We start from the raw sequence: 23,372 nt of genomic DNA on the forward strand, positions 1-23,372 counted from the left end.
ACCAATTACCGGGTAGAGTGTTCATGCAAACTAAGCACATAGCTCAGGCAACGGTGAAAGTACTGCAAAGTTACCTCACCTACCAAGCCGTTCTCAGGATCCAGAGTGAACTCGGTGAAACCAACCCTCCCAAGGCCATTTGGTTAAACCAGTATTTAGCCAGTCACAGTATTCAAAATGGAGAAACGTTTTTGACGGAACTCCTGGATGAAAATAAAGAACTGGTACTCAGGATCCTGGCGGTAAGGGAAGACATCGCCGAATCAGTGTTAGATTTTTTGCCCGGTATGACCCGGAATAGCTTAGCGGAATCTAACATCGCCCACCGCCGCCATTTGCTTGAACGTCTGACCCGTACCGTAGCCGAAGTCGATAATTTCCCTTCGGAAACCTCCAACGGAGAATCAAACAACAACGATTCTCCCCCATCCTAACGTAGTCATCAGCAAGGAAAACTTTTAAATCGATGAAAACTTTACCCAAAGAGCGCCGCTACGAAACCCTTTCTTACCTGCCCCCTTTAACCGATCAACAGATTGCTAAACAGGTTGAGTTTCTGTTAGACCAGGGCTTTATTCCCGGCGTGGAATTTGAAGAAGACCCCCAACCCGAAACCCACTTCTGGACCATGTGGAAACTGCCCTTCTTTGGTGGTGCCACTGCCAACGAAGTTCTAGCCGAAGTACGGGAATGTCGTTCTGAGAATCCCAACTGCTACATTCGGGTGATTGGTTTCGACAATATCAAACAGTGCCAGACTGTAAGCTTTATTGTCCACAAACCCAACCAAAATCAAGGCCGTTACTAAGTTACAGTTTTGGCAATTACTAAAAAACTGACTTCAATTCAATGTTAGCCCGCTCCGGCGGGTTTTTTGTTGCTTTTTCACAGTGACTATAGGTAATCAGCAACACAATACGGCCCTGTTCTTTGGACAGTTTTTGTATAATATTGACCGCATCCTGACCGGATTTTTTATCTAAGTGGGGAATTGTCAATTGTCAATTAAAGCTAAGTTCTACTAATGTTTTAGAAGGCATTGTCGATTGAAAATAAGGGTTTAATGGAGAAAATTTTGAGCCTTTGTAAAGATAAAAATTTATTTCAACAGTTTTTTTACTAGCCGAACCAGAGAATGACCCAGTGGCGCTGACTTTGCTCCCGAGTTTTTGTTAGAAATTACCCTCAAGAAGTAATCTAATAATAAACCTAACCGAATAATTTCCCAGGGGAGTATTCCGGAAAACCATGGTTAAACTTACTTGCCATCCCCCATGGTAAAATTACAACGATTTTGATCAAAGTCCTAATTTTTTTGTAAAGCTTTTAGTAATCCTTCTGATTTTCCCATGAAGCTCATCGATTCCCGTGGCAGAATTTTCGGCATAGTCAGCCTGTTGGATCTGGGGGCCGCCTTGATCATCCTCATGGTAGCTGTGGGAATTTTCGTTCTGCCGGGCAGTTCTGGCAAAAGCATTCTTGCCCAAGCCAACGCCGCTTCCATTGAATTGACGACCATTGTCCGGGGATTAAACGTATTAGATCCCCAGGTGGTGCTGGATGAGTTTAAAGCCGAAAAAACCAACATCATTATTCGCAATCAACCGGCTGGCCAGGTGGAGGTAGTGAATGTACAGGAACTCCCTCGCAATTTAGCAGTGCCCCAGCCTGATGGTTCCGTCAAATCTCTGCCGGATCCTCGGCCAGAGTCTAATTACAGCCGGGATATGCTCCTGACCCTCAAAGGTAGGGGGGATTTCACCTCCACCGGCATGGTTTTAGGGGGACAAAAGGTGAAAATTGGCACGGTTTTAGAATTAGAAGGCAAAAACTATAACTTCAATGCCAGTGTGGTGGGCATCAATCAACCAAAGTGACCAAAGTATTAGATTAGTCCGGCCCCCGAGGCTTGCTGTTGGCTGCCCAAAGTTTTGCTGTACCCTGGGTAAGGCTGACAGATTTGGAAAAGGTAATGGAATGGAACGAGAGTCTTCTCCGGCTCACTGTTGCTTTTGTACTGGGATCGACCCTGGGCATTGAACGGCAGTGGCGCCAACGGATGGCGGGCTTGCGTACTAATGCCTTGGTGGCCATTGGAGCTGCATTGTTTGTGATTGTTTCTGTCCTCACCAATCATGACAGCAGTCCCACCCGAATTCCTGCCCAAATTGTCTCCGGCATTGGTTTTCTGGCGGGGGGAGTAATTCTCAAGGAAGGCTTAACTGTTAAGGGGCTAAATACGGCGGCGACCCTCTGGTGTTCAGCGGCGGTGGGCACCCTCTGTGGTCAAGGGCTGTTTTCTGAGGCTGTGCTTGGCTCGATGATGGTTTTGGTCGCCAACATCGCCCTGCGGCCTCTGAGCACGTTTATTAACCACCAACCCATGCATAGCACTGAATTGGAGTGCCATTATCTTTGTCACTTGGTATGTCGGGGGGATGAGGAGGCGAATGTGCGACGCATTTTGCTTGATTCCTTAGCGGAAATAAAGAATATTAAATTACGGTCTTTGCGGAGCCATGATTTAGATGAGTTTAACCATTTTGTTGAAGTGGAAGCGGCAATAATTTGCACAGCCCGCAAGGATAAATTTCTAGAAGCGGTAATTAGTAAACTGAGTTTAAATCCCTCAGTTAAATCTGTCAGCTGGCAAGTACTAGAACAAGAATCGGGTTAAATATAAATTATTTTTGCTTGATAAATTTTCTCCTAAGCCATAAATTTATCCTCAACAAATCCTAATAACAAAATTTATTTATGCGTATATTTATTAGCACGGGGGAAGTTTCCGGAGATTTGCAAGGATCTCTGCTGGTCGGAGCATTAAGACAGCAAGCTGAAGAGCAAAACTTAGAATTGGAACTGGTGGGTTTGGGGGGAGAAAAAATGGCCGCTGCCGGTCTGACGTTGCTGGCCAATACGGCGGCGATCGGCTCTGTGGGCTTGACAGAGTCCCTACGGTTTATTATTCCCACTTGGCAGATTCAACAGCGGGTTAAACGTTACTTACAAACTAATCCCATTGATTTGTTGGTCCTGATTGATTACATGGGGCCAAATTTGACCATTGCTAATTATTTGCGGAAAACCTATCCCGATTTGCCAATTTTGTACTATATTGCGCCCCAGGCCTGGGTGTGGTCTCCCACTAAAAGGGAAACGACCCAGATTATGGCCGTCACCGATCGCCTGTTGGCCATTTTTCCAGGGGAAGCAGAATTTTTTCGTAAGCAAGGTTTGGATGTGACCTGGGTGGGCCATCCCCTGTTAGACCGCATTACCAAAGAAGCTCCCAGCCGAGGGGAAGCTCGTGAAAAGTTAGGCATTGACCAAAACGAAACGGTGATTACCCTGCTGCCTGCCTCCCGCATTCAGGAATTGCATTATCTTTTGCCGCCCATTTGTGGTGCCGCCAAACAATTGCAGAGCCAATTACCCAATGTAAAACTGCTTTTGCCCGTTTCCCTCAAGGATTATCAACCTCAAATCGAAGCAACCCTGAAGGAATTTAATCTCACGGTGCAATTATTGGACGGCAAGGAAACCTTAACGGCGATCGCCGCGGCTGATTTGGCCATCACCAAGTCGGGAACGGTGAATCTGGAAATTGCTTTACTAAATGTGCCCCAGGTTATCCTTTATCGGGTTAGTCCTTTGACCATGGCGATCGCCAGACGGATTTTTAAATTTAATCTACCCTTCGTTTCCCCCACCAACATTGTGCTCAACCGGGGCATTATGCCGGAACTACTCCAGGAACAGGCCACCGCCAGCAACATTGCCCAAGCTGGATTGGAATTGCTTCTAAACGGCGATCGCCAAGCAAAAATTGCCCAGGATTACCAAGAATTAAGAGAAGCATTAGGGGAACCGGGGGTATGTGAGCGAGCCGCCCAGGCTGTCTTGGAGTTTGCCAATGGACAACAAAAAAGCAGGGCTTAAACCCTGCCGTGGACAATTATGAAACTATCAAACTCACTAGCCCATGGCCAGCATTATTACCCTTAGTAGAGGTCTTCTTCTTTGTGGGTTTCAATGGTGCAATCGGAGGTGGGATAAGCTACACAGGTCAAAACATAACCAGCTTCAATTTGGTCATCATCCAAGAAAGACTGATCGGATTGGTCAACACTACCAGCGGTGATCTTACCGGCACAGGTGGAGCAAGCCCCAGCACGGCAGGAATAGGGCAGGTCTAGGCCAGCTTCTTCCGCAGCATCGAGGATATAGGTATCGTCAGAGCATTCGATGGAACTTTCACCATCGGGGGTGATCAATTTAACGGTATAGGATGCCATAGATGTTTCCTCTTCTCAAAAAAACAGTAGAGAGATTGCCTCATGAAGCCTCCATCGGGACAACTATATCCAGATCGAGCTACTTCAAAAAACTTAACTGTTCTGATACTACGGGAAAATCTTAAATTGACAAGGAAGCATTAGCAATGAAATGGCTATGCCTTAATTAGATAATCTTTTCTTATGTTTTTGCCTAGAGTATTTTTGCCCCTCGGCCTGGCAATTATAAAATTAAGCAAAGGCTATAACCCTAGGAATTAAGGGAGTTTTAAGGACCGGGAGGGCAAAGATGGAAAGAATTAATCTTCCTCGGGTTTGACGATAAGATTGTCTAATCATTGCTGAAAATACCCCTCCGAACCCGGGCTGCAGCGGTGCCCCAACAAAATGGCAAAATAGACGGCAATGGCCAGTGGTTCCATGAAAAAATTTCCCCTTGCCCTCTGAGCAAAGCTTAAATGTATGTATGACGACGACCAGCGCCGCGATCGCCGCTTACCCCTGGCCCCATTGGAACGGCGAGGTTATGGCTACCTGTTGGATTTTGTCGTGATTTGGTTATTCAGCAGTTTAGCTACGGGTTGGGTCCAGCTACTAATTTTTTGGGTTGGTTGGTTTGCCCTGAGGGTAATTTTGGTGTCCGCTAACCAGGGGCAAAGTTTGGGGGGCTGGGCCTTCGACACTAGGGTGATACACCTGAAAATGAAACGTTTACCGGGCATTTTGGAACTGAGTCAACGGGAAGGTATTTTGGGGGCTGCCTCCTACCTGGCCATGGTGGGTTTAAACATCAACTTTGCCAATGGGGTGAGTTTTTTGCTGTTGGTGGCTCCCCTGTTTGGAGATTTAATCTGGGCGATCGCCGAGGATGGTCTGGGACAAGCGTTCCATGACCGGGTTGCCGGGACAGTAGTGTTGAGCAGTCGGCGTGGTTTTTCCCTCGATCTGAGGCTAAAAAAGTTTTGGTTTGACCTGAAAAAACAATGGGACAATCGACAAAGAAGACGGTAAGTACGATAAGTAATTCATCGGGAGTAGACTTCAGAAATCATCACCATGAAATGCTGAAATGTCCTGAACGGCCACAGATGGGAACTTTTGGCACTTCCAGCACCATCTATAGACCCAGCTTGGCGGTCCGTATCTGGCCGATTTGTAAACTGAATGTTACAAATTGACTTATCCGTTATAGGATGTTAAGCATAATTGCCTAGGCAATGGGTTTCAACAGTTATTGCTGCACAAGCCCATCGAATGCTAAAAACACATTGGTTAATGAACATAATTTGTTGATCTTGTCTGGGTTGTCCTGGGATAGACATTGGTGGAATGTAAGCAACAATGGGCTGACAATTCTCCCGATGACTAAACTAAAGGACTGGTGTTAACTTTTGTCCCCTTTTGTTGGAGGTTGTGAAAACCCGTGCTTCAAGTTGCTACTCCTACCGCTACCGAAGAAACCCAGACGGTCATTGAAATTGAAGGCCGGGCATCCCTACGGGGGGAAGTCCGCATCAGTGGGGCTAAAAATTCCGCTTTGGCCATCATGGCCGGCACCATCCTTTGTTCCGACGATTGTCGCCTGAGTAATCTACCTGCCCTGGCGGATATTGACAAAATGTGCCAAATTTTGGCGGCCATTGGGGTCAATCTAGAACGGGATGGCGATCGCCTCGTGGTGGATTCCAGTAATGTGGGCCATGGCCCTGCCCCCTATGAGTTAGTGTCCCAACTGCGGGCTAGCTTTTTCGTCATTGGCCCTTTACTGTCCCGTTTAGGCATGACCAAAGTACCCCTGCCTGGGGGATGCGCCATTGGGACTCGGCCCGTTGATCTGCATGTGCGGGGTTTACAGGCCATGGGAGCAGACGTTCACATTGAGCATGGGGTAGTCAATGCCAGCATTAAGGGCCACAGCCGTCGTTTGACCGGCGCGAAAATTTATCTGGATTATCCCAGCGTAGGGGCCACAGAAACTATCCTCATGGCCGCCACCCTAGCGGAAGGGGAAACAGTCATTGACAATGCCGCCAGGGAACCGGAAATTGTTGATTTAGCCAACTTCTGCCGTTCCATGGGAGCCCAAATCCGGGGGGATGGTTCTAGCCGCATTATTATCAACGGGGTGGAAAAACTCCACAGCACTGACTTTCCCATTATTCCTGATCGCATTGAGGCCGCTACGTTCCTCTGTGCCGGGGCCATCACCCATTCTGAAATTAGTCTTTTCCCTGTGGTGCCAGATCACCTCGCCTCCGCCATTGCCAAGTTGCGGGAAATTGGCCCCGAAGTGGCGATCGATGCCCCGGATCGGGTGCGTTTGATTCCCCGGGATCTGCGGGGGACAGATATCGAAACGTTGCCTTACCCCGGTTTTCCCACCGATATGCAGGCCCAATTCATGGCCCTGTTGGCAGTGAGTGAGGGGAACAGCGTGGTCACGGAAACTGTATTTGAAAACCGTCTCCAGCACGTAGCAGAGTTACAGCGCATGGGAGCCAACATCAAACTCAAAGGCAATGCCGCCTTTATCCAAGGGGTGCCTTTCCTCTCCGGCGCGCCGGTCATGTCCACGGATTTACGAGCTTCGGCGGCTCTGGTGATTGCGGGGTTAGCGGCGGAAGGTAAAACCATTGTCCAAGGTCTGCGCCATTTAGACCGGGGTTATGAGGACATTGAAGGCAAACTGCGCAAACTGGGGGCTAAGTTAACCAGGATTGAACAGCCCGTCACTCTTTAAAAGTTCTGTTGATTTGATTGGGGGACTAATGGGCGATCGCCTGTTAGTCTTTTTTCTTGACTGTTGATAATGCCTTTGCCACCAGAGTATTTGCAAATTTTGCCATGGTAAATTCCCACCGCCTTGAAACCGACAGTATGGGGTCCCTGGAAGTCCAAGCCGATCGCCTGTGGGGAGCGCAAACCCAACGTTCCCTGATGTTTTTTGACATTGGTAGCGATGTGATGCAGCCGGATTTAATTCGGGCCTTTGCCATACTCAAAAAGGCAGCCGCCATTACCAATCGAGATTTGGGTAAATTACCAGCGGACAAGGCAGAGTTAATCATTACGGCAGCGGACGAAATTATTGCCGGACAGTGGTTAGACCATTTCCCTCTAAGGATTTGGCAAACGGGCAGTGGTACCCAAACTAATATGAATGTGAACGAAGTGATTGCCAATCGGGCGATCGCCATTTGTGGGGGAGAGTTGGGCAGTAAAAACCCCATCCATCCCAATGACCACGTCAACATGTCCCAGTCGTCTAACGATACTTTTCCCACAGCGATGCACATTGCGGCGGTGACAGGTTTACAAACCAAGTTGATTCCCAGTTTGCAAGCTCTGAGAGATAGCCTGAATGAAAAAGCGGAATGTTTTGCAGGCATCACTAAAATTGGCCGCACCCATTTGATGGACGCAGTGCCCCTAACGTTAGGGCAGGAATTTTCCGGTTACGTGGCCCAGTTAGACCAGGGTTTAACCCAACTTAATCATTGTTTACCCGGTCTTTTGGAATTGGCCCTGGGGGGAACGGCAGTGGGTACAGGGTTAAATAGCCATCCCCAATTTGCGGAAAAAGTTGCCGAGGAAATTGCCCAGTTAACTGGTCATCCCTTCATTTCTGCCCCCAACAAATTTGCCGCCCTAGCTGGCCACGAGGCGATCGCCTTTGCCAGTGGAGTGCTGAAAAGTATTGCCGCTTCCCTGATGAAAATTGCCAATGATCTGCGCTGGATGGGGTCTGGGCCCCGCTGTGGCTTGGGGGAATTAGCTTTACCAGCCAATGAACCGGGTTCTTCGATCATGCCCGGGAAAGTAAACCCCACCCAATGCGAAGCCATGACCATGGTGTGTGTGCAAGTCATGGGTAACGATGCCACCATTGGTTTTGCGGCCAGCCAGGGTAATTTTGAGCTCAATGTTTTTAAGCCAGTGATTATTCATAATTTCCTCCATTCGTTACATTTACTCAGCGATGCTTGTGCTAGTTTTCGCCAACATTTAGTGGTGGGATTACAAGTAAACGAAAGCAAGGTTAAAGATTTTTTGGACACCTCTTTAATGTTAGTCACCGCCCTCAATCCCCACATTGGCTACGACAATGCGGCCCTCGTGGCTAAAACTGCCTTTGCCCAAGGCATTACCCTCAAACAAGCTGCGGTGGATTTAGGTTTACTCACACCAGCCCAGTTCGACGCTTGGGTCGTTCCAGAGCAGATGATTGCCCCGATTGCTGACTAGAAATTTTGCAAAAAAACGTAAAATATTGGCATTTATTAATAGAATGGGGCAGGACTTACGCAAAAGAAAACTTAAGAGCAGGAGAACGAAGCTGTTGATGCAGGAAATCAGACCATGGTTGATGGGATATTTCCTAGACTGTCAATGGGCTATTAACCGCTTGACGACGAAGAAAATTCCAGACCTGTAAGGCACAGTGAATATGATTACGTTGAATGGGTCCCTTGGGACATTAACAGGCTTCTACACCAGTCAACTGCTTTAGTTCACGATGAAACTGCTCAATCTTCCAGCGCACCCGACACTCCTCTCGTGTCGCCTGAGTCGAATCTTGAGATAAGTCATTAGTCACGACGAATTCCGTCCGGTGTGGTGACACCGTAACTCGGAACAGTTTCACTTTTTTGTGAGCCGGAAAGCCTCGAATTTTAATCACTTTCCCTTGCTGTATTTCGGATGCATCCCATAGCAGTGCATCTACCCGTTGGTATGGAGAAGTGCAGTAACCTCTTCGGCTTTGAAGACATAGTGGGGGGCGGCGACCTGGATTACAACGATGTAATTTTGGAATTTTTCCCGGTCATCTAGGCGAAGTTCCCCTAATGTTTTACGATGGTGAAAGCTTTGCGCGGGTATAGTTTAGTGGTAAAACGAAAGCCTCCCATGCTTTAGTTGGGGGTTCGATTCCCCCTACCCGCTTTGTTTCTTGACAAAATTTTAATCGAAGCCCAAGATTTTTTCGGCGGGGTTATGGCCAAGCAGCCCGCAATTTGAAGTTGTGCTTAAATCGGAGCTTTTCAGTCGAAGCTGACTGGGGTGGCATTTCTCCTTTTTGGCGATCGCCTTCTATGCGAATTTGTTTGGCAAACTTTGCTGACAGATCCTAATCTAGGTCAATGGTGTTTCGATTCCCCTCGCCAGTACTAGTAATTATTCTGGCTAACTGCCTGATGACCGTCATCGGGCTAATCCTACCCCAGTCAGCTAGAACAGAAACTTTTAGTGCTGATTTTCCCCCTCCCGATTCTGCCTTGGATTTGTTGCTGGGACAGGAAACTCCCTTAATGGAAACGACAATTCCAGAGCCGGAACAAGGGCAGGAGGATAACCAAACCGCCCCGCCCTCTGAGCCAACACCGGGCAATTTGGGTAATGAAGACGATTTATTTGAGCGGGTATTCGGTCGGCCCCGCCCCACGGGGGTACAGCGTTTGGTGGCGCCCTTTTTCATCAACGATTTGCAACAGGGTCAAATTGTAGTGTTTGTTTCCCTGGGAGGGGGTAGTAGCCTACAAATCACCGCTTCCACTTTGTTGTTGAAAATGGAAGAATATGCCCGACCTGATATACAGACTAGATTGGCCGATTTGGTGGACGACAGCGGTAATTTAACCTTGGCGGCTCTGCAAAGTGTGGGTCTAGATGCCACATTTAATGACCAGTTGTTGGAACTGAGGATTATTATTCCCCCCAATCTCCGCAAAACCATTGTCTATGGCTCTGGTAATTTACAACTTCCCCCAGGGGCCGCCACAGCCCTACGTCCCAGTAACTTCAGTGGTTTTATCAACTTAATTGGGACCCAACCCTATGCCTGGGATGGCACTGGTGATTTGGGCCGCCAAGCCCTGAATTTGGGTGTAGAAGGGGCCCTTAATTATCAGGGCTGGGTGCTAGAGGGTAGTGCTAGTTTTGCTGAGCAAAGCAACAATCCCTGGACCCGCTCTGACATTCGCTTGGTAAAGGATGATCCAGATAATGCGGTTCGCTATGTTCTTGGTGATCTGTTTAGCACCGCCCGCAGTTATCAGTCCTTTGTGCCCATGGTGGGATTTGCGATGTTTCGCAATTTCTCCCTCCAGCCCTATTTGACCACTAGGCCCACAGGGCAGTTTGAATTTCTGTTGGAAAACCCTGCTAGGGTGGAAATTTTTGTCAATGGACTATTGCGGCAAACTCTCCAATTGCCAGCGGGGCCCCAGGATATTCGTAATTTTGGTCTGAATACGGGGCTTAATAATGTGACGGTGAAAATCATCGACAGTGCGGGGCGGGTGGAGGAACTATCTTTTTCGGCTCCCTTAGCGACGGATCTGTTGGCGGTGGGTTTGAATCAGTTTGGCTTGGGGGTGGGGGTTCCGGCCTACACCACCAATGGGGTGCGTAGCTATGACACTTCCCGACCCATTATTGGCGGCTTTTACCGCCAGGGTATTACGTCCACCCTCACCCTAGGAGGTTATCTACAGGCGGCAGGTTCCCAGCAGTTGATTGGCACCGAAGGCACCTTGGCCACTTCCGTGGGTAACTTTGGTTGGGATGCGGCCCTGGAAAATGATGGCAACGGTTTAGACCATGCTTTCCGACTGCGGTATCAATTTTTGGCCCTAGGAGGTAACCAGGCCCGACTACCTAACTTTGGTTTGGAAGTGGAATATTTGGGCCCTTATTTTCAGCGCTTTGGTAGTTTTCCCATCGGCTTTACTGCGGAACCATTGGATTTTTTGGGCACCACTACTAATAGTGTTTCTTGGTCTTTTGGGGCCAATTATAGTCAAACTCTAATGGATGGTTTGGGCATTAACCTCGGTTTGGGTTATCAGCTTGGTAGTTTTGGCCAGCCCAATGCCTACCGAGCGGCGATCGGTTTTACCACTAATCTGGGAAGGGGTTTACAGGCTAATTTGACCCTGAACAATCGCTTAGACCAATCCGGGCGGGCAGAAACTCAAGTATTATTCAACTTTTTGCAAACTTCCCAGTTCCAATCTCTCACAGCCCGCAGTAATCTGAGCAGTCAACGGGAGCAGGCTAGCACGCTCACTTGGACATCCCGTAGTCCTGCCCAATATAACAGTGTCAATACCTCCGTTAACCTCAGCAATAATCCCAATCCCGGCTATTTGGGTACTGGCTTAGGGCTGACTTACCGGGGCTTTCTGGGGGATATTAATCTCAACCATGACTATGACCAGGCTAGCCATCGCACTAACTTAAATTTTGGTACGGCCTTAGTTTATGCTGATGGGCGTTTTGGCTGGAGCCGACCAGTACGGGATAGTTTTGTGATTTTCAGCCGTAATCCTAATTTTGCGGATCAGTTAGTATTAATTAATCCTGGTTTATATGGTCCTGTGGCGGAAGCTAATGATGTCGGGCCTGGGGTAGTGCCGGATCTAAGCTCCTATACTTTGACCACTATGCGGGTGGACGCTCCGAATATGCCCCTTGGCTATGACTTGGGCAATGCGGTGTTTAATCTGCTACCAAGTTATAAAAGTGGTACTTTAATCACAGTGGGTACGGAATCCACCGTATTTTTACGGGGGACGTTGGTAGATAAAGCAGGGAACCCGATTGCGCTTCAAGTCGGGCAAGTTAGGTCTTTGTCTGATCCCAGTTGGTCGCCGTTGGAGTTATTCACTAATCGAGCGGGACGATTTGCGTTGACAGGACTGGGACCAGGGGAGTATGAATTGCAATTATTCGGTGATCATCCCCGGGCCATTCGCTTTGAAATTCCGGCGGATAAAATTGGTATTTACGACATGGGAACTGTGACAATAGGCGATTAAAAGATTAATGAGATTAATAGTATTTGTCTTAGTAATCAGTTTTAATCCCAATGACACCATTGTTGTGGTCAATCTTAAATTCATTACCATATGCATCTAGATGGAAAAGATCTAAGCCTAAACCAGGTTGACCCTTTAAAAAGTAATCGTTAGCTTCTGCTCCACCAATGTCAAGCCAACCATTAATAGTTTTATTAATAGGGTCAAATCGGAATTGCAAAAAATTATTCTCCCTTGCCTGACTATTATTGACATTGTCGTAATTTGCTATAGTTCGACCTTTGCTATCAATAACTTGCACGGTCAATTCAGTTAAATTTTGAAGTGTTTGCAGTCCTGCTACTTGTACGATTTTCGTTGAATTGTCTCTAAATTCATCTGGGTAAACCACCCGGGCTCGAACTTGATATTCGCCATCTCCTTGCCATAGCAGAGTTACTTCCCCGGCGATCGCCTGAGCGGAAAAACCGAGGAAAGCAGTCAGTACAAAAATAAAAACTAAAAATAATTTAACCAATGGATGAAATATTGACAGCATTATTATCGCTTTAAAACTCAAACAGTTTGGCTATGCTAAATTTTTAGCCAATCAAAAACTTCAGCGGCGGTAATGGACCAATCTTCAAGCTCAGCAAAAACCGTTAGGGATTCTTGAATTTTAGTTTCAGCTAAATAAACCCGAGGTAAACCGGCTGTGAAAACTGTAACGGATTTGGCCATGGGATCTACTAACCAAGCTAATTCTGCGCCGGCATTGAGAGAAAAAATGATTTTTTCTATTACCAGGGTTACCGACTGATCCGGGGAAAGAATTTCTATGAGCCAATCCGGGGCACGGTCAAACCTGTCCGCTATTTCGCCATCATTATCCAAAGGCAAGTTTTGCCAACGTATCACCGCAATGTCAGGCACAATGGAGCGATCGCCAAAGGTACAACGGAGTTCTGGCAGAGCATAGGCGATTTTGTCGGGCTTCACCTGGGCATTGATGGCGGCGGCTAGCTCAAACTGGATTGTGCTATGTTTACCTTTGGGCATGGGTTTCTGGGTGACAATGCCCCGGCAATATTCCTGGGCAGGTTTGGTTTCCGGTAGGGCCAAGAATGATTCCAGGGAAAGGGTTGGTACTTTTGCGGAGGCTAAAACCATCTACTTCACTCCCCAGGGGATTCGAGTGTTAATTGATTGTAATCGCACTAATCAACTATAACGAATGCCCGCCTGTTCAATGCGCTGTAATGCTTCCCCTAGGCGATCACCATCGGCAATTAAACTTAAGCGGACGTAGCCTTCTCCCCCTTCTCCAAAGGCATTACCGGGGGTCATTACCACACCAGTTTTTTCTAGAACAGTTAGGGCAAAATCGGTGGAACTCATGCCTACGGGACAGGGAACCCAAAGGTACATGGTGGCTTGGGAAGGGGTAATGGACCAACCTAATTTACCCAAGCCGTTAATAACAAAATCCCGCCGTTCTTGGTAGCGTTTTCGCACCACTTCGATGTAACTTTCTGGCAAACTAAGGGCCGTTTCCGCCGCTTTTTGTACCACCCTAAAAATCCCATAATCCAAGTTAGTTTTCAACGTTCTTAGGCCCTGGATAATTTCTTGATTTCCCACGACAAAACCTACCCGCCAACCGGCCATATTGTAGGTTTTGGAAAGGGTATGAAATTCCACACTGAAATCCTTGGCACCGGGAATTTCTAATAAGCTGGTGGGCTGATAACCGTCAAAGGCCAATTCTGCATAACACAGATCATGGACTAACATGATTTGGTAATGGCGGGCCCAATCGGTGATGGCTTCGTAAAATTCCCTGGGAGCGGTGGCGGTGGTGGGATTATTGGGATAGTTAAAATAAAGGATCTTGGCCCGTTGGGCGATCGCCTCGGGAATTTGGTCCAGTTGGATTAACCAGTCATCCTTTGCCGATAACATGATGGGATAAATTTCTGCCCCGGCAATGAGGGGGCCTCGGAAATGGGCCGGATAGGAGGGGGTGGGCACTAAGACCAGATCCCCTGGGTTGACGTAGGCCAAAGCTAAATGACCCAGACCCTCTTTGGAACCAATTAAGGGTAACGCTTCGGAATCGGGGTCTAAATCCACTCCATACTGGCGGGCGTACCAGCGGGTAATACTCTGACGGAAGCTCTGGGTGCCTTCAAAAGGGGGATAACCGTGGGATTCTGGGTTTTCCAACTCAGCGATCGCCGCTTCGATAATCGGTTGGGGGGCTTTGCCATCGGGGTTGCCCATGCCCAAGTCAATTAAATCCAGGCCCTGTTCCCTGGCCTTAGCTTTCAACTCATCGAGGCGGGCAAAAACATAGGGGGGTAAGGCTTGTAGGCGATCGGCGCGACTAATCCAATTCAGACTCATTACCAAGGCAATTTGGGGACGTAACCTTTTATTGTCTCATTGACCGGCACTGGCTTGATCTCGCCTCAGCAAAATTTTGACTGGAACCTATGGCAACCATGGCCTAGGCTGCATTGCGGATTTTGATGGCTGGATTGGGCTGACTTTCCAAAGCCAGGGCCCATTGCCGGATTACCCTGGCGATCGCCTTTTGCAGTAATCCCTCCGCCACCTGTTGACCCATTTGTCGGGAAGTGGGGTTAACGATGATCTGGCTTAGTACGGGCACAAATTTAACGGGGTCAAAACCAGGGGTATCTTTGAGGATTTGCCAAACATTCTGCAGATGTTGCCAGGTTTCTTCCTGTTGAGCGATGGCGGGTTGAGGCACAACTTTGATCGTTTTGGTTTGATGGGCTTTACCGTTGCCATTACCTAAGTCACCCAGAAAACTAATTCTTTCCTGGATATTGTGGCTGACCTGTTGCCAAGTGTTGCGCCCCAGTTGATCAATACTGTTTACTAATTCCGCCACCAGGCGATCGCGAATGAATTGTCCCCGGTCTGAAAGTAAAAATTCTGTTGCTTCATTAAGCACATAATCAAAATCAAAGCCAGGGGAATTTTTGGCATTACGCAATAAATTTTCCAAACGATTCCATCGGAAACTCCCCTCTTTAAATAGTAATTCCTTCAGGGAAGTGCGTAGCTCTTCTGATTGATCTGTTAACAATCTTTTAGCGATATAGGGATAGGCTTTGCTCAATACCTTGAAGTTAGGATCAATACCAATGGCAATACCTTCTAGGGTGACCATGGAACGAATAATCAGAGCATAATAAGCCGGCACCCGGAAAGGAAACTCATACATCATGGCCGACATTTGATCGGTGATGCTCTTAAAGTTTAACTCCGCCACACTGGCCCCCAACGCATTACCAAACACCTGACCAAGGGCGGGAATAATCGGTTTTAAATCCGTATCTGGTTTGAGAAAATCCAGTTTGACATAATCCTTAGCTAGGGAATCAAAATCCCGGTTCACCAAATGAACCACTGCCTCGATCAAACCATAGCGCTGGTAAGGCTGAATAGTACTCATCATGCCGAAGTCCAAGTAGGCCAAACGGCCGTCCGCCATGGCCAATAAATTGCCGGGGTGGGGATCGGCGTGGAAAAAGCCATGTTCCAACAATTGCCGCAGGGAGCACTGTACCCCCACTTCCACCAAATGGGTAGCATCAATACCCTGGGCTTGGATCGCTTTGATATTGGTTAACTTAATTCCTTCCACCCACTCCATGGTCAAAACCCGTCGGCCAGTGTATTGCCAATAGATACTGGGCACATAAATTTCTGGCAAACTGCCATAGAGTTGGGCGAATTTTTCGCCATTAATGGCCTCTTGGTAATAGTTCATTTCCTCGAATACTCGACTGGCCAATTCGTCGGTAATGGCCACCAAATCAGAGCGCAATCTTTTCACCGATCGCCGAGCCCAAAGGGAGAGGGAGCGCATGATGTAAATATCAAGGGTGATGCGCTTAACCAAATCTGGCCGTTGCACTTTAACGGCCACAGCTTCGCCGGTTTTTAACTTACCCTTATACACCTGTCCCAAGGAGGCAGCGGCAATGGGCTCCGGAGATAATTCGGCGTAAATTTCTCCAGCGGGGGCCCCCAACTCCTCTTCAATAAAACGATAGGCAACCTCGTTGGGAAAGGAAGGTAATTGGTCCTGTAACGTTGTCAACTCATCCAAAAAGACCGGCGGCACTAAATCGGGCCTGGTGGAAAGGGCTTGGCCAACTTTGATATAGGTGGGGCCAAGGTTGGTTAATAGTTCTCTTAATTGAATAGCTTTCGCCCTGGAAACGGTGGGGTCTTTACCCCTCAATTTTTCCCACCAAATGCCCAGAATAAATCGCAATAGGGGAAACAAAATATTGATTAAACGACCTAATACTTGTAACGGCCGTTTGCGATAAAACTCCATGATCAAATCTGGGTGATATTCCCAACTTTCCGGGAACATATCACTAACAGGTCCCAAATCCTCCAAGTGACTTTTAGGCAAACGGGGGGGGCGAACTTCCTCCACCACTGCGTCGATCACCACTACATCGCGATCTTGTTCGGCGGTGGTAACGGGCATGGGGGCTGGAGACATATTAATAGTTTTAATAATTACTTAATTTTGCTACCTGAATTCCCACAGGGGTCAACATAGACAATGGTTGAGGACGGGCCGGCTAAATACCAGCAAGCTTAGGCTTCCAGTGGCATTCTAACGAGAATGGGTTGGCCCTGGCTACCTGGGTTAGGATGGGGAAAACCGTCTTTAGCTGGTGCAATGTAGCTTGGTTGAGGTGTCTGTGTCCGTTGATTGGCCTCGTTTACAAAAGGCTTTGACCGTGGAAGTGGAGCGGGGTTTTCAGAATTTGCAGGGTAAACAGCACCGCTTTGGCGACTTCCTCTGTTTAAGTTTTGGCAGTCCTCCCCCCCCTGGTAGTTCCCCCGGCGATCGCCAGAAATGGCGGGAGTTTGCCCAAAGATTTGCCCAGTATGACCAACTGGAGGAAGCTGAAAGAAAAAGTTTGGTGGCCAGTACCCGTCGTTTTTTACATCAATTACGTCGCAGTTTGGAATCTCCTCCTAGGGATTCTGTACAAAAAAAGGATTTACTAGCCCAGGTTAATCGTCCCCAAGTTTCCGAACCCCGTTATCCTAAATCGGGTCAAATTGAACTCCATACCCCTTTAGCAACGGTAGTTTCCCAGAGTCAACATCAAACTAAACTGCTCAAAAGCTTGGGTTTAGCAACGGTGGAAGATTTGTTGTTTTATTTCCCCAGGGATTATTTGGACTATGCCCAACAGGTAACTATTGCTGAATTAACAGCGGGGGAAACAGTAACCATTGTGGGGCAAGTGGTCAATTGTACTTGTTTTACCAGTCCCAAAAATCAGAATTTAAATATTTTGCAAATCCAGTTGCGGGATCAAACAGGGCGGATCAAACTATCCCGTTTTTATGCCGGTAAACGGTTTGCCCATCGGGGTTGGCAAGAGAAAATCAAAAAACTTTACCCTCCTCAGGCAGTGGTGGCGGCCTCTGGCTTAGTGAAATCTAGTAAATTTGGCCTAACTCTGGATAATCCGGAAATTGAGGTGCTCGATCGCCATAGTCCCAGCATTGACTCTTTCAAAGTGGGTCGGGTGCTGCCCGTTTATCCCCTCACAGAAGGTATAACAGCGGATTTTTTGCGGAAATTGGTGCTGGCCTGTCAATCGGCGATCGCCAAGTTGTCCGATCCTCTGCCCCAAGAGATTAGGGAAAAATATGAATTAATTGATTTGCAAACCGCCATTGCCCAAATTCACTTCCCCGAGAATGCGGAAAAGTTAAGTTTGGCCAGGAGAAGATTAGTATTTGATGAATTTTTCTATTTACAGTTAGGATTTTTGCAAAGACGTTACGAACAAAAACAGCAGCAACAAAGCGCTATTTTTACTCCCCATGGCGAATTATTAGAAAAATTTAGTGACTTATTGCCCTTCCGGTTAACCCAAGCTCAACAACGGGTAGTAAATGAAATTTTGCAAGACTTAAATAAACCAAGTCCTATGAATCGTCTAGTACAAGGGGATGTGGGATCCGGGAAAACGGTGGTGGGGGTTTTTGCAATTTTAGCCGCTCTCCAGGGAGGTTACCAAGCGGCTCTAATGGCCCCTACGGAAGTGTTAGCAGAACAGCATTATCAAAAATTAGTAAGTTGGTTTAATTTGCTTTATTTGCCAGTGGAATTGTTAACGGGGTCCACTAAAACTGCCAAAAGAAGGGAAATTCATGCCCAATTATCTACGGGTCAATTACCGTTACTAGTGGGAACTCATGCCCTAATTCAGGAAACAGTTAATTTTCAACGGTTGGGTTTAGTGGTTATTGATGAACAACATCGTTTTGGGGTACAACAGCGGGCCAGGCTCTTGGCTAAAGGTAACGCCCCCCATGTTTTAAGCATGACCGCCACTCCCATTCCCCGCACCCTTGCTTTAACCCTCCATGGGGACCTAGAAGTGAGCCAAATTGACGAATTGCCCCCCGGCCGTCAGCCCATTCACACCAGTGTCATCACTGCCAAGGAAAGGCCACAAATGTACGAACTGATTCGGCGGGAAGTGGCCCAGGGTCGTCAAGTCTACATCATTTTTCCGGCGATCGAAGAATCAGAAAAATTAGACATTAAAGCAGCAGTGGAAGAGCATAAGCATTTAACTGAAAAAATCTTTCCCAACTTTAATATCGGTCTGTTACATGGCCGATTAAAAAGTGCTGAAAAAGAGGCTGCTCTAACAGCTTTTCGAGAAAAGCAAACAGAAATTATTGTTTCCACTACCGTGATCGAAGTGGGGGTCGATGTGCCCAATGCCACAGTGATGGTGATTGAAAATGCAGAGCGTTTTGGTCTTTCCCAACTGCATCAATTGCGAGGGCGAGTCGGTCGAGGTAGTCACCAGTCCTATTGCTTATTGGTCACCAACAGTAAAAGCAATGATGCCCGGCAAAGATTGGGAGTAATGGAACAGTCCCAGGATGGTTTCTTTATTGCAGAAATGGATTTACGTTTGCGGGGCCCAGGGGAATTTTTAGGCACTAAACAATCAGGATTACCGGATTTTGCTTTGGCTAGTTTGGTGGAAGATCAAGAGGTTCTATTGTTGGCGAGGGAAGCAGCGGAAACCATGATGGTAGAAGATCCTAATTTAGAGGCGCATCCTGATTTAAAAATAAAATTAGTCCAAAGATATGAAAAGTTATTAGGGGGAGAAATATTGACCTAACCAGAGATACATGGGGAATGTCCATCGTCCCAGCCTTTGTTTGTTAGAATAGTTCCCCATTGATTAATTGTTTTGTAATTCCTTTTTGTTAGTAAAATTTATGATTTGGCCTTTCAAAACCAGCACCCGTAAAAAGATTGCCCGCATTGAAGTGACCGGGGCGATCGCCGGTGGAACCCGCAAAGCAGTATTGAAGGCTCTAAAGACGGTGGAAGAAAAAAAATATCCCGCCCTATTAGTCCGCATCGATTCCCCTGGGGGCACAGTGGTGGATTCCCAGGAAATTTACACTAAATTGAAGCAATTAAGCGAAAAAATCAAAGTTGTGGCCAGTTTTGGTAATATTTCTGCTTCTGGAGGTGTGTACATTGCCATGGGTTGTCCCCACATCATGGCCAATGCCGGCACCATCACCGGCAGTATTGGCGTAATTTTACGGGGCAATAACCTGGAAAGATTACTAGAGAAAGTGGGAGTTTCTTTTAAAGTGATTAAATCCGGGCCCTACAAAGATATTTTGTCCTTTGACCGGGAATTATTGCCGGAAGAACAGAATATTCTGCAGGCTTTGATTGACGACAGCTACGGGCAATTTGTCTCCACGGTGGCGGCGGGGCGCAATTTGGCAGTGGAAAAAGTCAAAGAATTTGCCGACGGAAGAATTTTCACCGGGCAACAGGCTCTGGAATTGGGTTTAGTCGATCGCCTGGGCACGGAGGAAGATGCAAGGCAATGGGCCGCTACTTTGGCGGGCTTGGATCCAGACAAAGCAGAACTGGATACCATTGAAGACCCCAAACCTTTAGTCAGAAGACTCACCGGTGGTGATAGTCAACTACAGACCATGGCCGATAACCTTGGTTTGACGGAAAGCATAAAATGGTGCGAGTTTGAGCTTTCCACCAGTGGTCAACCCCTCTGGCTTTATCGATGAATGGGGTAAATTTATGCCTCAACTTTGCGGAGCGACTAAACCACGCCCATATAGTTAGTCGCTAGTTACTCAGATTTACGGGCAGCAGGGGGAGCGGGTAATCCGGCATTAGCATCGGCGGGGGCGGCCGCAGGAGCAGCAACTGGGGCCGGAGCACTGACTGCCCTAGGGGGAGCTGAGGGTGCAGAAGCTGGAGCACTAGTCCTAGCAGTTTGGATATTACTGGGGCGGGCAGCATCGGTCTGGGTACGGCGACGACGGCGGGGTCGCTCAGTGGTGTTCTGACCGTCTGTTTCCGGTGAGCTAGGAGGAGCAAGGGTTTTGACCCGACGCTTAATGGGTTCGGCTTTAATGCTGGGTTTACGTTGGTCGAGATTTTTGGGCAGGGCAGGGAAGGATTGCACCGGCATCTCTTTGACGGCCTCCCGCATAAATTGTCCCCAAACCATGGCGGCAGTGGTGCTGGCTCCATTGGTGGGGCGACTATTGTCGTTGCCTAACCATACCCCAGTGACCAGTTGGGGAATATAACCAATAAACCAAAGATCCTTTGCTTCGTCCGATGTACCGGTTTTTCCTGCTACTTGGCGATCGCCTAATTGAGCGGGGCGACCAGTACCGGAAGTGACGACCCGACGCATCATGGAAGTGAGGATGGCATTGCTTTCGGGATCTAGGGCTTGGGTTTGTTTATGCTCTGCCTTGTACACCACTTCCCCTTGAGCGTTGACCACATTTTGGATAGCGTAGGGTTGCACATGGGTACCCTTATTGGCAAAGGTACCGTAGGCACTGGTCATTTCCAATGGGGTCATTTCCCAAGCGCCCAAAGCGAGGGAATAGGTAGGCTCCAGCTTGGAAGTAATCCCCATTTGTCGTGCCAAATTGATGACTGGATTCCAGCCCACATCCAGCAGCAAGCGCACCGCCACCACATTGACAGAACTGGTGAGGGCATCCGTCAGGGACATGTTGCCGCCGGTATAGCGATCGCCATAGTTGGCCGGTTGGTAGCCGCCAATGTCAATGGGCACATTGAGGTAACTTTTGTTGGGGGAAATGCCGGAGGCGATCGCCGCTCCGTACAGAATGGGTTTAAAAGTTGATCCTGGTTGTCGTTTGGCTTGGGTCACTCGGTTAAACTGACTGGCATCGTAGTCTTTGCCACCCACCATCATTTTGATGGCCCCGGTGCGGGGATCCATGGCCACCATGGCCCCTTCAGAAAACCGCTGCCAACGGCCGTATCTTTTCACCGCATCGCTGAGAACAGTTTGGGCTTCCTCTTGCCATTGTTGATTCAGGGTAGTGTTCACAGTTAATCCCCCCTGTTGCAGTTCTTCTTCCGGTAATTTGGCCCGCAACTCATCCAAAATATAGTCAGCAAAAAATTCCGCTTCCCGGTTAAAGCGCTTCAGGGGACTGGGTTTAATAACCAATGGCTCGGCGATCGCCGCCTGGGCCTCTGCGGGGGTAATAAACCCCACTTCTGCCATACGGTTCAGCACTTCATTACGGCGACGGGTAGCTAGCTCCAAATTTTGTCGGGGGGAATAAACACTGGGGGCTGGTACTACTCCCGCTAAAGTGGCCGCCTCCCCTAGGGTCAACTCTTCCGGAGTCCTGCTGAAATAGGCATGGGCCGCATCTGCTACCCCGTAGGCCCCAGAGCCCAGATAGATCAAGTTTAGATAGCGTTCCAAAATTTGATCTTTGGGTAAGGCAGTCTCAATTTTTTGAGCCAGTCGCACCTCCTTCAATTTCCTGGCTAGGGTGCGGTCTTGGGTAAGAAACACGAGGCGGGCTAACTGTTGGGTAATGGTACTGCCCCCTTGCACTACGCCCCCGGATTGCACATTGGACAGGGACGCCCGCATAATGCCCTGGAGATCAATGCCCCGGTGTTCCCGGAAGCGACTATCTTCACTGGCAACGAATGCCTGCTCCACTAGGGGCGGAATTTCCCCCATGGTGACTTTATCGTGGCTGACATTACCAATTTCCTGGAGAATGGCCCCATTGGCCGCCTTGATGGTCATGGTTCCCCTAGGGGCATAGGTGACCACATCGGCGATCGCCACCTGGGTCATGGTTTCTAACTGGTAAAAGCCCCAGGCCAAAGCGGAAGTTCCCATCCCGGCCCCCAAGCCAAAACCAAATACCAACCAAAATCGAGGCTGTTGAGTTAATTGGGAAACCGATCGCCCAACGGTTTTTAGTCCAGTGACCAAAGCAAGGGGCGTTTTGGGCGCAGACTGTTTATCTTTACCCCTTTTGCGGCGGCGACGGCGGCGGCTACCCCTCTCCAATGTAGTGTCGGCAGAGGATAGGGGAACGGACGTAACTTGCTCAGCAGTGACGGTAGATGCCCCAGGTTCACTACCATTACCATTGCTTTTGTTTTGCTCCGCTGCTGCTGCTCCATTGGCTGAGCTATGGTGTTGAACGTTTTGAATATTAATGGCTGTAACCATTTCCCTGCCCCTGCCATAACCCGGTTCCAGTTCGGCGGCATCGCCATCCCCAGGGAAAATTAACCCATCATCGCCATCGACAGAATTTTGCGCTTCAGACTCAAGATGTTGTGCAACCTGTGCAACGGGGAGAGTCTTTTCCTCGATCGCCGAAGATTTAACCTCTTCCTCCACTTCCAATGTGTTCGCTAACTGGTGGAGAAAGTTGACGGTAGAGCGCTTAAGTTTGCGGGAGAAGGATTTAAACACGGCGGTGGATAGGCACGGGAAGGCCGAATTTGGTTAAAAAGGACAAACCTAACAGCTAAATAGTTTCGCCGACAAGCCCTTTCGTAATGTATCTCCTACCATTATGTCAAGGAAAATTTCAGTAAGGGCAAATCTAAAGTGCAGATTAGGGACTGGAGAAACAGTCATGGCCAATCCTAACTAAGCTATGGAATCAACGGTTAGCTTTTCCAGTTTAATTCTGATACGGAGAGGGGGGGATTCGAACCCCCGTTGAGTTGCCCCAAAACAGATTTCGAGTCTGCCGCATTCAACCGCTCTGCCACCTCTCCAGGGAATTTTTGAGAAGGATTTCTGCAATTTTCCGCCCCCATCTTAGCGCAGATTTGCCTTGGGTTATTCTGGGCTTC

At 48.2% G+C, this 23,372-nt stretch carries 18 protein-coding genes and 2 tRNA genes; 13 read left to right on the forward strand and 7 right to left on the reverse strand.

Annotated features, from left to right (window positions below):
* Positions 1-23 precede the first annotated feature (23 nt).
* The 5 genes from BWK47_RS11615 to lpxB all read left to right on the forward strand — a co-directional run bounded on the left by BWK47_RS11615 (position 24) and on the right by lpxB (position 3,942).
* Positions 24-434 carry a chaperonin family protein RbcX gene (locus tag BWK47_RS11615; RefSeq protein ID WP_237269624.1) on the forward strand — a complete coding sequence of 137 codons (411 nt, stop codon included), beginning with the start codon at positions 24-26 and terminating at the stop codon, positions 432-434.
* 32 nt (positions 435-466) lie between these two features.
* Positions 467-808: a ribulose bisphosphate carboxylase small subunit gene (locus BWK47_RS11620; protein ID WP_010873420.1), complete on the forward strand. Its 342-nt coding sequence runs from the start codon at positions 467-469 to the stop codon at positions 806-808.
* A 541-nt stretch (positions 809-1,349) separates the two neighbouring features.
* Positions 1,350-1,877: a DUF4330 domain-containing protein gene (locus BWK47_RS11625; protein ID WP_010873421.1), complete on the forward strand. Its 528-nt coding sequence runs from the start codon at positions 1,350-1,352 to the stop codon at positions 1,875-1,877.
* A gap of 95 nt (positions 1,878-1,972) precedes the next feature.
* A complete protein-coding gene (locus BWK47_RS11630; protein WP_162329687.1) occupies positions 1,973-2,677 on the forward strand; it encodes an MgtC/SapB family protein in 705 nt (234 codons plus the stop codon).
* An 80-nt stretch (positions 2,678-2,757) separates the two neighbouring features.
* Positions 2,758-3,942: a lipid-A-disaccharide synthase gene (lpxB, locus tag BWK47_RS11635; protein ID WP_162328758.1), complete on the forward strand. Its 1,185-nt coding sequence runs from the start codon at positions 2,758-2,760 to the stop codon at positions 3,940-3,942.
* Positions 3,943-4,004: 62 nt separating this feature from the next.
* Here the strand turns inward: lpxB and petF1 are convergent, their stop codons facing one another.
* Positions 4,005-4,298, reverse strand: a complete 294-nt coding sequence (gene petF1, locus BWK47_RS11640) for a ferredoxin PetF1 (protein WP_010873424.1) — start codon at positions 4,296-4,298, stop codon at positions 4,005-4,007.
* Positions 4,299-4,760: 462 nt separating this feature from the next.
* Between petF1 and BWK47_RS11645 the strand changes: the two genes are divergently transcribed.
* The 6 genes from BWK47_RS11645 to BWK47_RS11670 all read left to right on the forward strand — a co-directional run bounded on the left by BWK47_RS11645 (position 4,761) and on the right by BWK47_RS11670 (position 12,118).
* The gene (locus BWK47_RS11645; RefSeq protein WP_162328759.1) at positions 4,761-5,309 is read left to right on the forward strand and encodes an RDD family protein; all 549 of its coding nucleotides are present in this window, start codon (positions 4,761-4,763) and stop codon (positions 5,307-5,309) included.
* Positions 5,310-5,721: 412 nt separating this feature from the next.
* Positions 5,722-7,038, forward strand: coding sequence for a UDP-N-acetylglucosamine 1-carboxyvinyltransferase (gene murA, locus BWK47_RS11650; protein ID WP_162328760.1), 1,317 nt, complete (start codon positions 5,722-5,724; stop codon positions 7,036-7,038).
* 104 nt (positions 7,039-7,142) lie between these two features.
* On the forward strand, positions 7,143-8,543 hold the full coding sequence (gene fumC, locus BWK47_RS11655; RefSeq protein WP_162328761.1) for a class II fumarate hydratase: 1,401 nt from the start codon (positions 7,143-7,145) through the stop codon (positions 8,541-8,543).
* 456 nt (positions 8,544-8,999) lie between these two features.
* Positions 9,000-9,131 carry a DUF4114 domain-containing protein gene (locus BWK47_RS11660; RefSeq protein ID WP_162328762.1) on the forward strand — a complete coding sequence of 44 codons (132 nt, stop codon included), beginning with the start codon at positions 9,000-9,002 and terminating at the stop codon, positions 9,129-9,131.
* A gap of 40 nt (positions 9,132-9,171) precedes the next feature.
* Positions 9,172-9,242 (forward strand) — tRNA-Gly (locus BWK47_RS11665).
* 197 nt (positions 9,243-9,439) lie between these two features.
* Positions 9,440-12,118: a fimbria/pilus outer membrane usher protein gene (locus BWK47_RS11670; RefSeq protein WP_162328763.1), complete on the forward strand. Its 2,679-nt coding sequence runs from the start codon at positions 9,440-9,442 to the stop codon at positions 12,116-12,118.
* Between the two features lie 28 nt (positions 12,119-12,146).
* Here the strand turns inward: BWK47_RS11670 and BWK47_RS11675 are convergent, their stop codons facing one another.
* The 4 genes from BWK47_RS11675 to BWK47_RS11690 all read right to left on the reverse strand — a co-directional run bounded on the left by BWK47_RS11675 (position 12,147) and on the right by BWK47_RS11690 (position 16,652).
* Positions 12,147-12,635, reverse strand: a complete 489-nt coding sequence (locus tag BWK47_RS11675) for a hypothetical protein (protein WP_237269625.1) — start codon at positions 12,633-12,635, stop codon at positions 12,147-12,149.
* 56 nt (positions 12,636-12,691) lie between these two features.
* A complete protein-coding gene (locus BWK47_RS11680) occupies positions 12,692-13,267 on the reverse strand; it encodes a Uma2 family endonuclease (protein ID WP_162328764.1) in 576 nt (191 codons plus the stop codon).
* Positions 13,268-13,318: 51 nt separating this feature from the next.
* Positions 13,319-14,503, reverse strand: coding sequence for an aspartate aminotransferase (locus tag BWK47_RS11685; protein ID WP_162328765.1), 1,185 nt, complete (start codon positions 14,501-14,503; stop codon positions 13,319-13,321).
* A gap of 103 nt (positions 14,504-14,606) precedes the next feature.
* On the reverse strand, positions 14,607-16,652 hold the full coding sequence (locus tag BWK47_RS11690; protein ID WP_162328766.1) for an ABC1 kinase family protein: 2,046 nt from the start codon (positions 16,650-16,652) through the stop codon (positions 14,607-14,609).
* A 178-nt stretch (positions 16,653-16,830) separates the two neighbouring features.
* On the opposite strand from BWK47_RS11690, the gene recG reads away from it, so the two are divergent.
* Both recG and sppA read left to right on the forward strand, forming a co-directional pair.
* On the forward strand, positions 16,831-19,326 hold the full coding sequence (gene recG / locus BWK47_RS11695) for an ATP-dependent DNA helicase RecG (RefSeq protein WP_162328767.1): 2,496 nt from the start codon (positions 16,831-16,833) through the stop codon (positions 19,324-19,326).
* 100 nt (positions 19,327-19,426) lie between these two features.
* The gene (sppA, locus tag BWK47_RS11700) at positions 19,427-20,260 is read left to right on the forward strand and encodes a signal peptide peptidase SppA (protein WP_162328768.1); all 834 of its coding nucleotides are present in this window, start codon (positions 19,427-19,429) and stop codon (positions 20,258-20,260) included.
* 65 nt (positions 20,261-20,325) lie between these two features.
* Here the strand turns inward: sppA and BWK47_RS11705 are convergent, their stop codons facing one another.
* Together BWK47_RS11705 and BWK47_RS11710 are read right to left on the reverse strand one after the other, a co-directional pair.
* Positions 20,326-22,983, reverse strand: coding sequence for a transglycosylase domain-containing protein (locus BWK47_RS11705; RefSeq protein ID WP_162328769.1), 2,658 nt, complete (start codon positions 22,981-22,983; stop codon positions 20,326-20,328).
* A 226-nt stretch (positions 22,984-23,209) separates the two neighbouring features.
* Positions 23,210-23,294, reverse strand: a tRNA-Ser gene (locus tag BWK47_RS11710).
* Between the last annotated feature and the right edge of the window lie 78 nt (positions 23,295-23,372).

Origin of the sequence: Synechocystis sp. CACIAM 05 (assembly GCF_010222815.1) — a bacterium.
Taxonomy (GTDB): Bacteria; Cyanobacteriota; Cyanobacteriia; order Cyanobacteriales; family Microcystaceae; genus Synechocystis.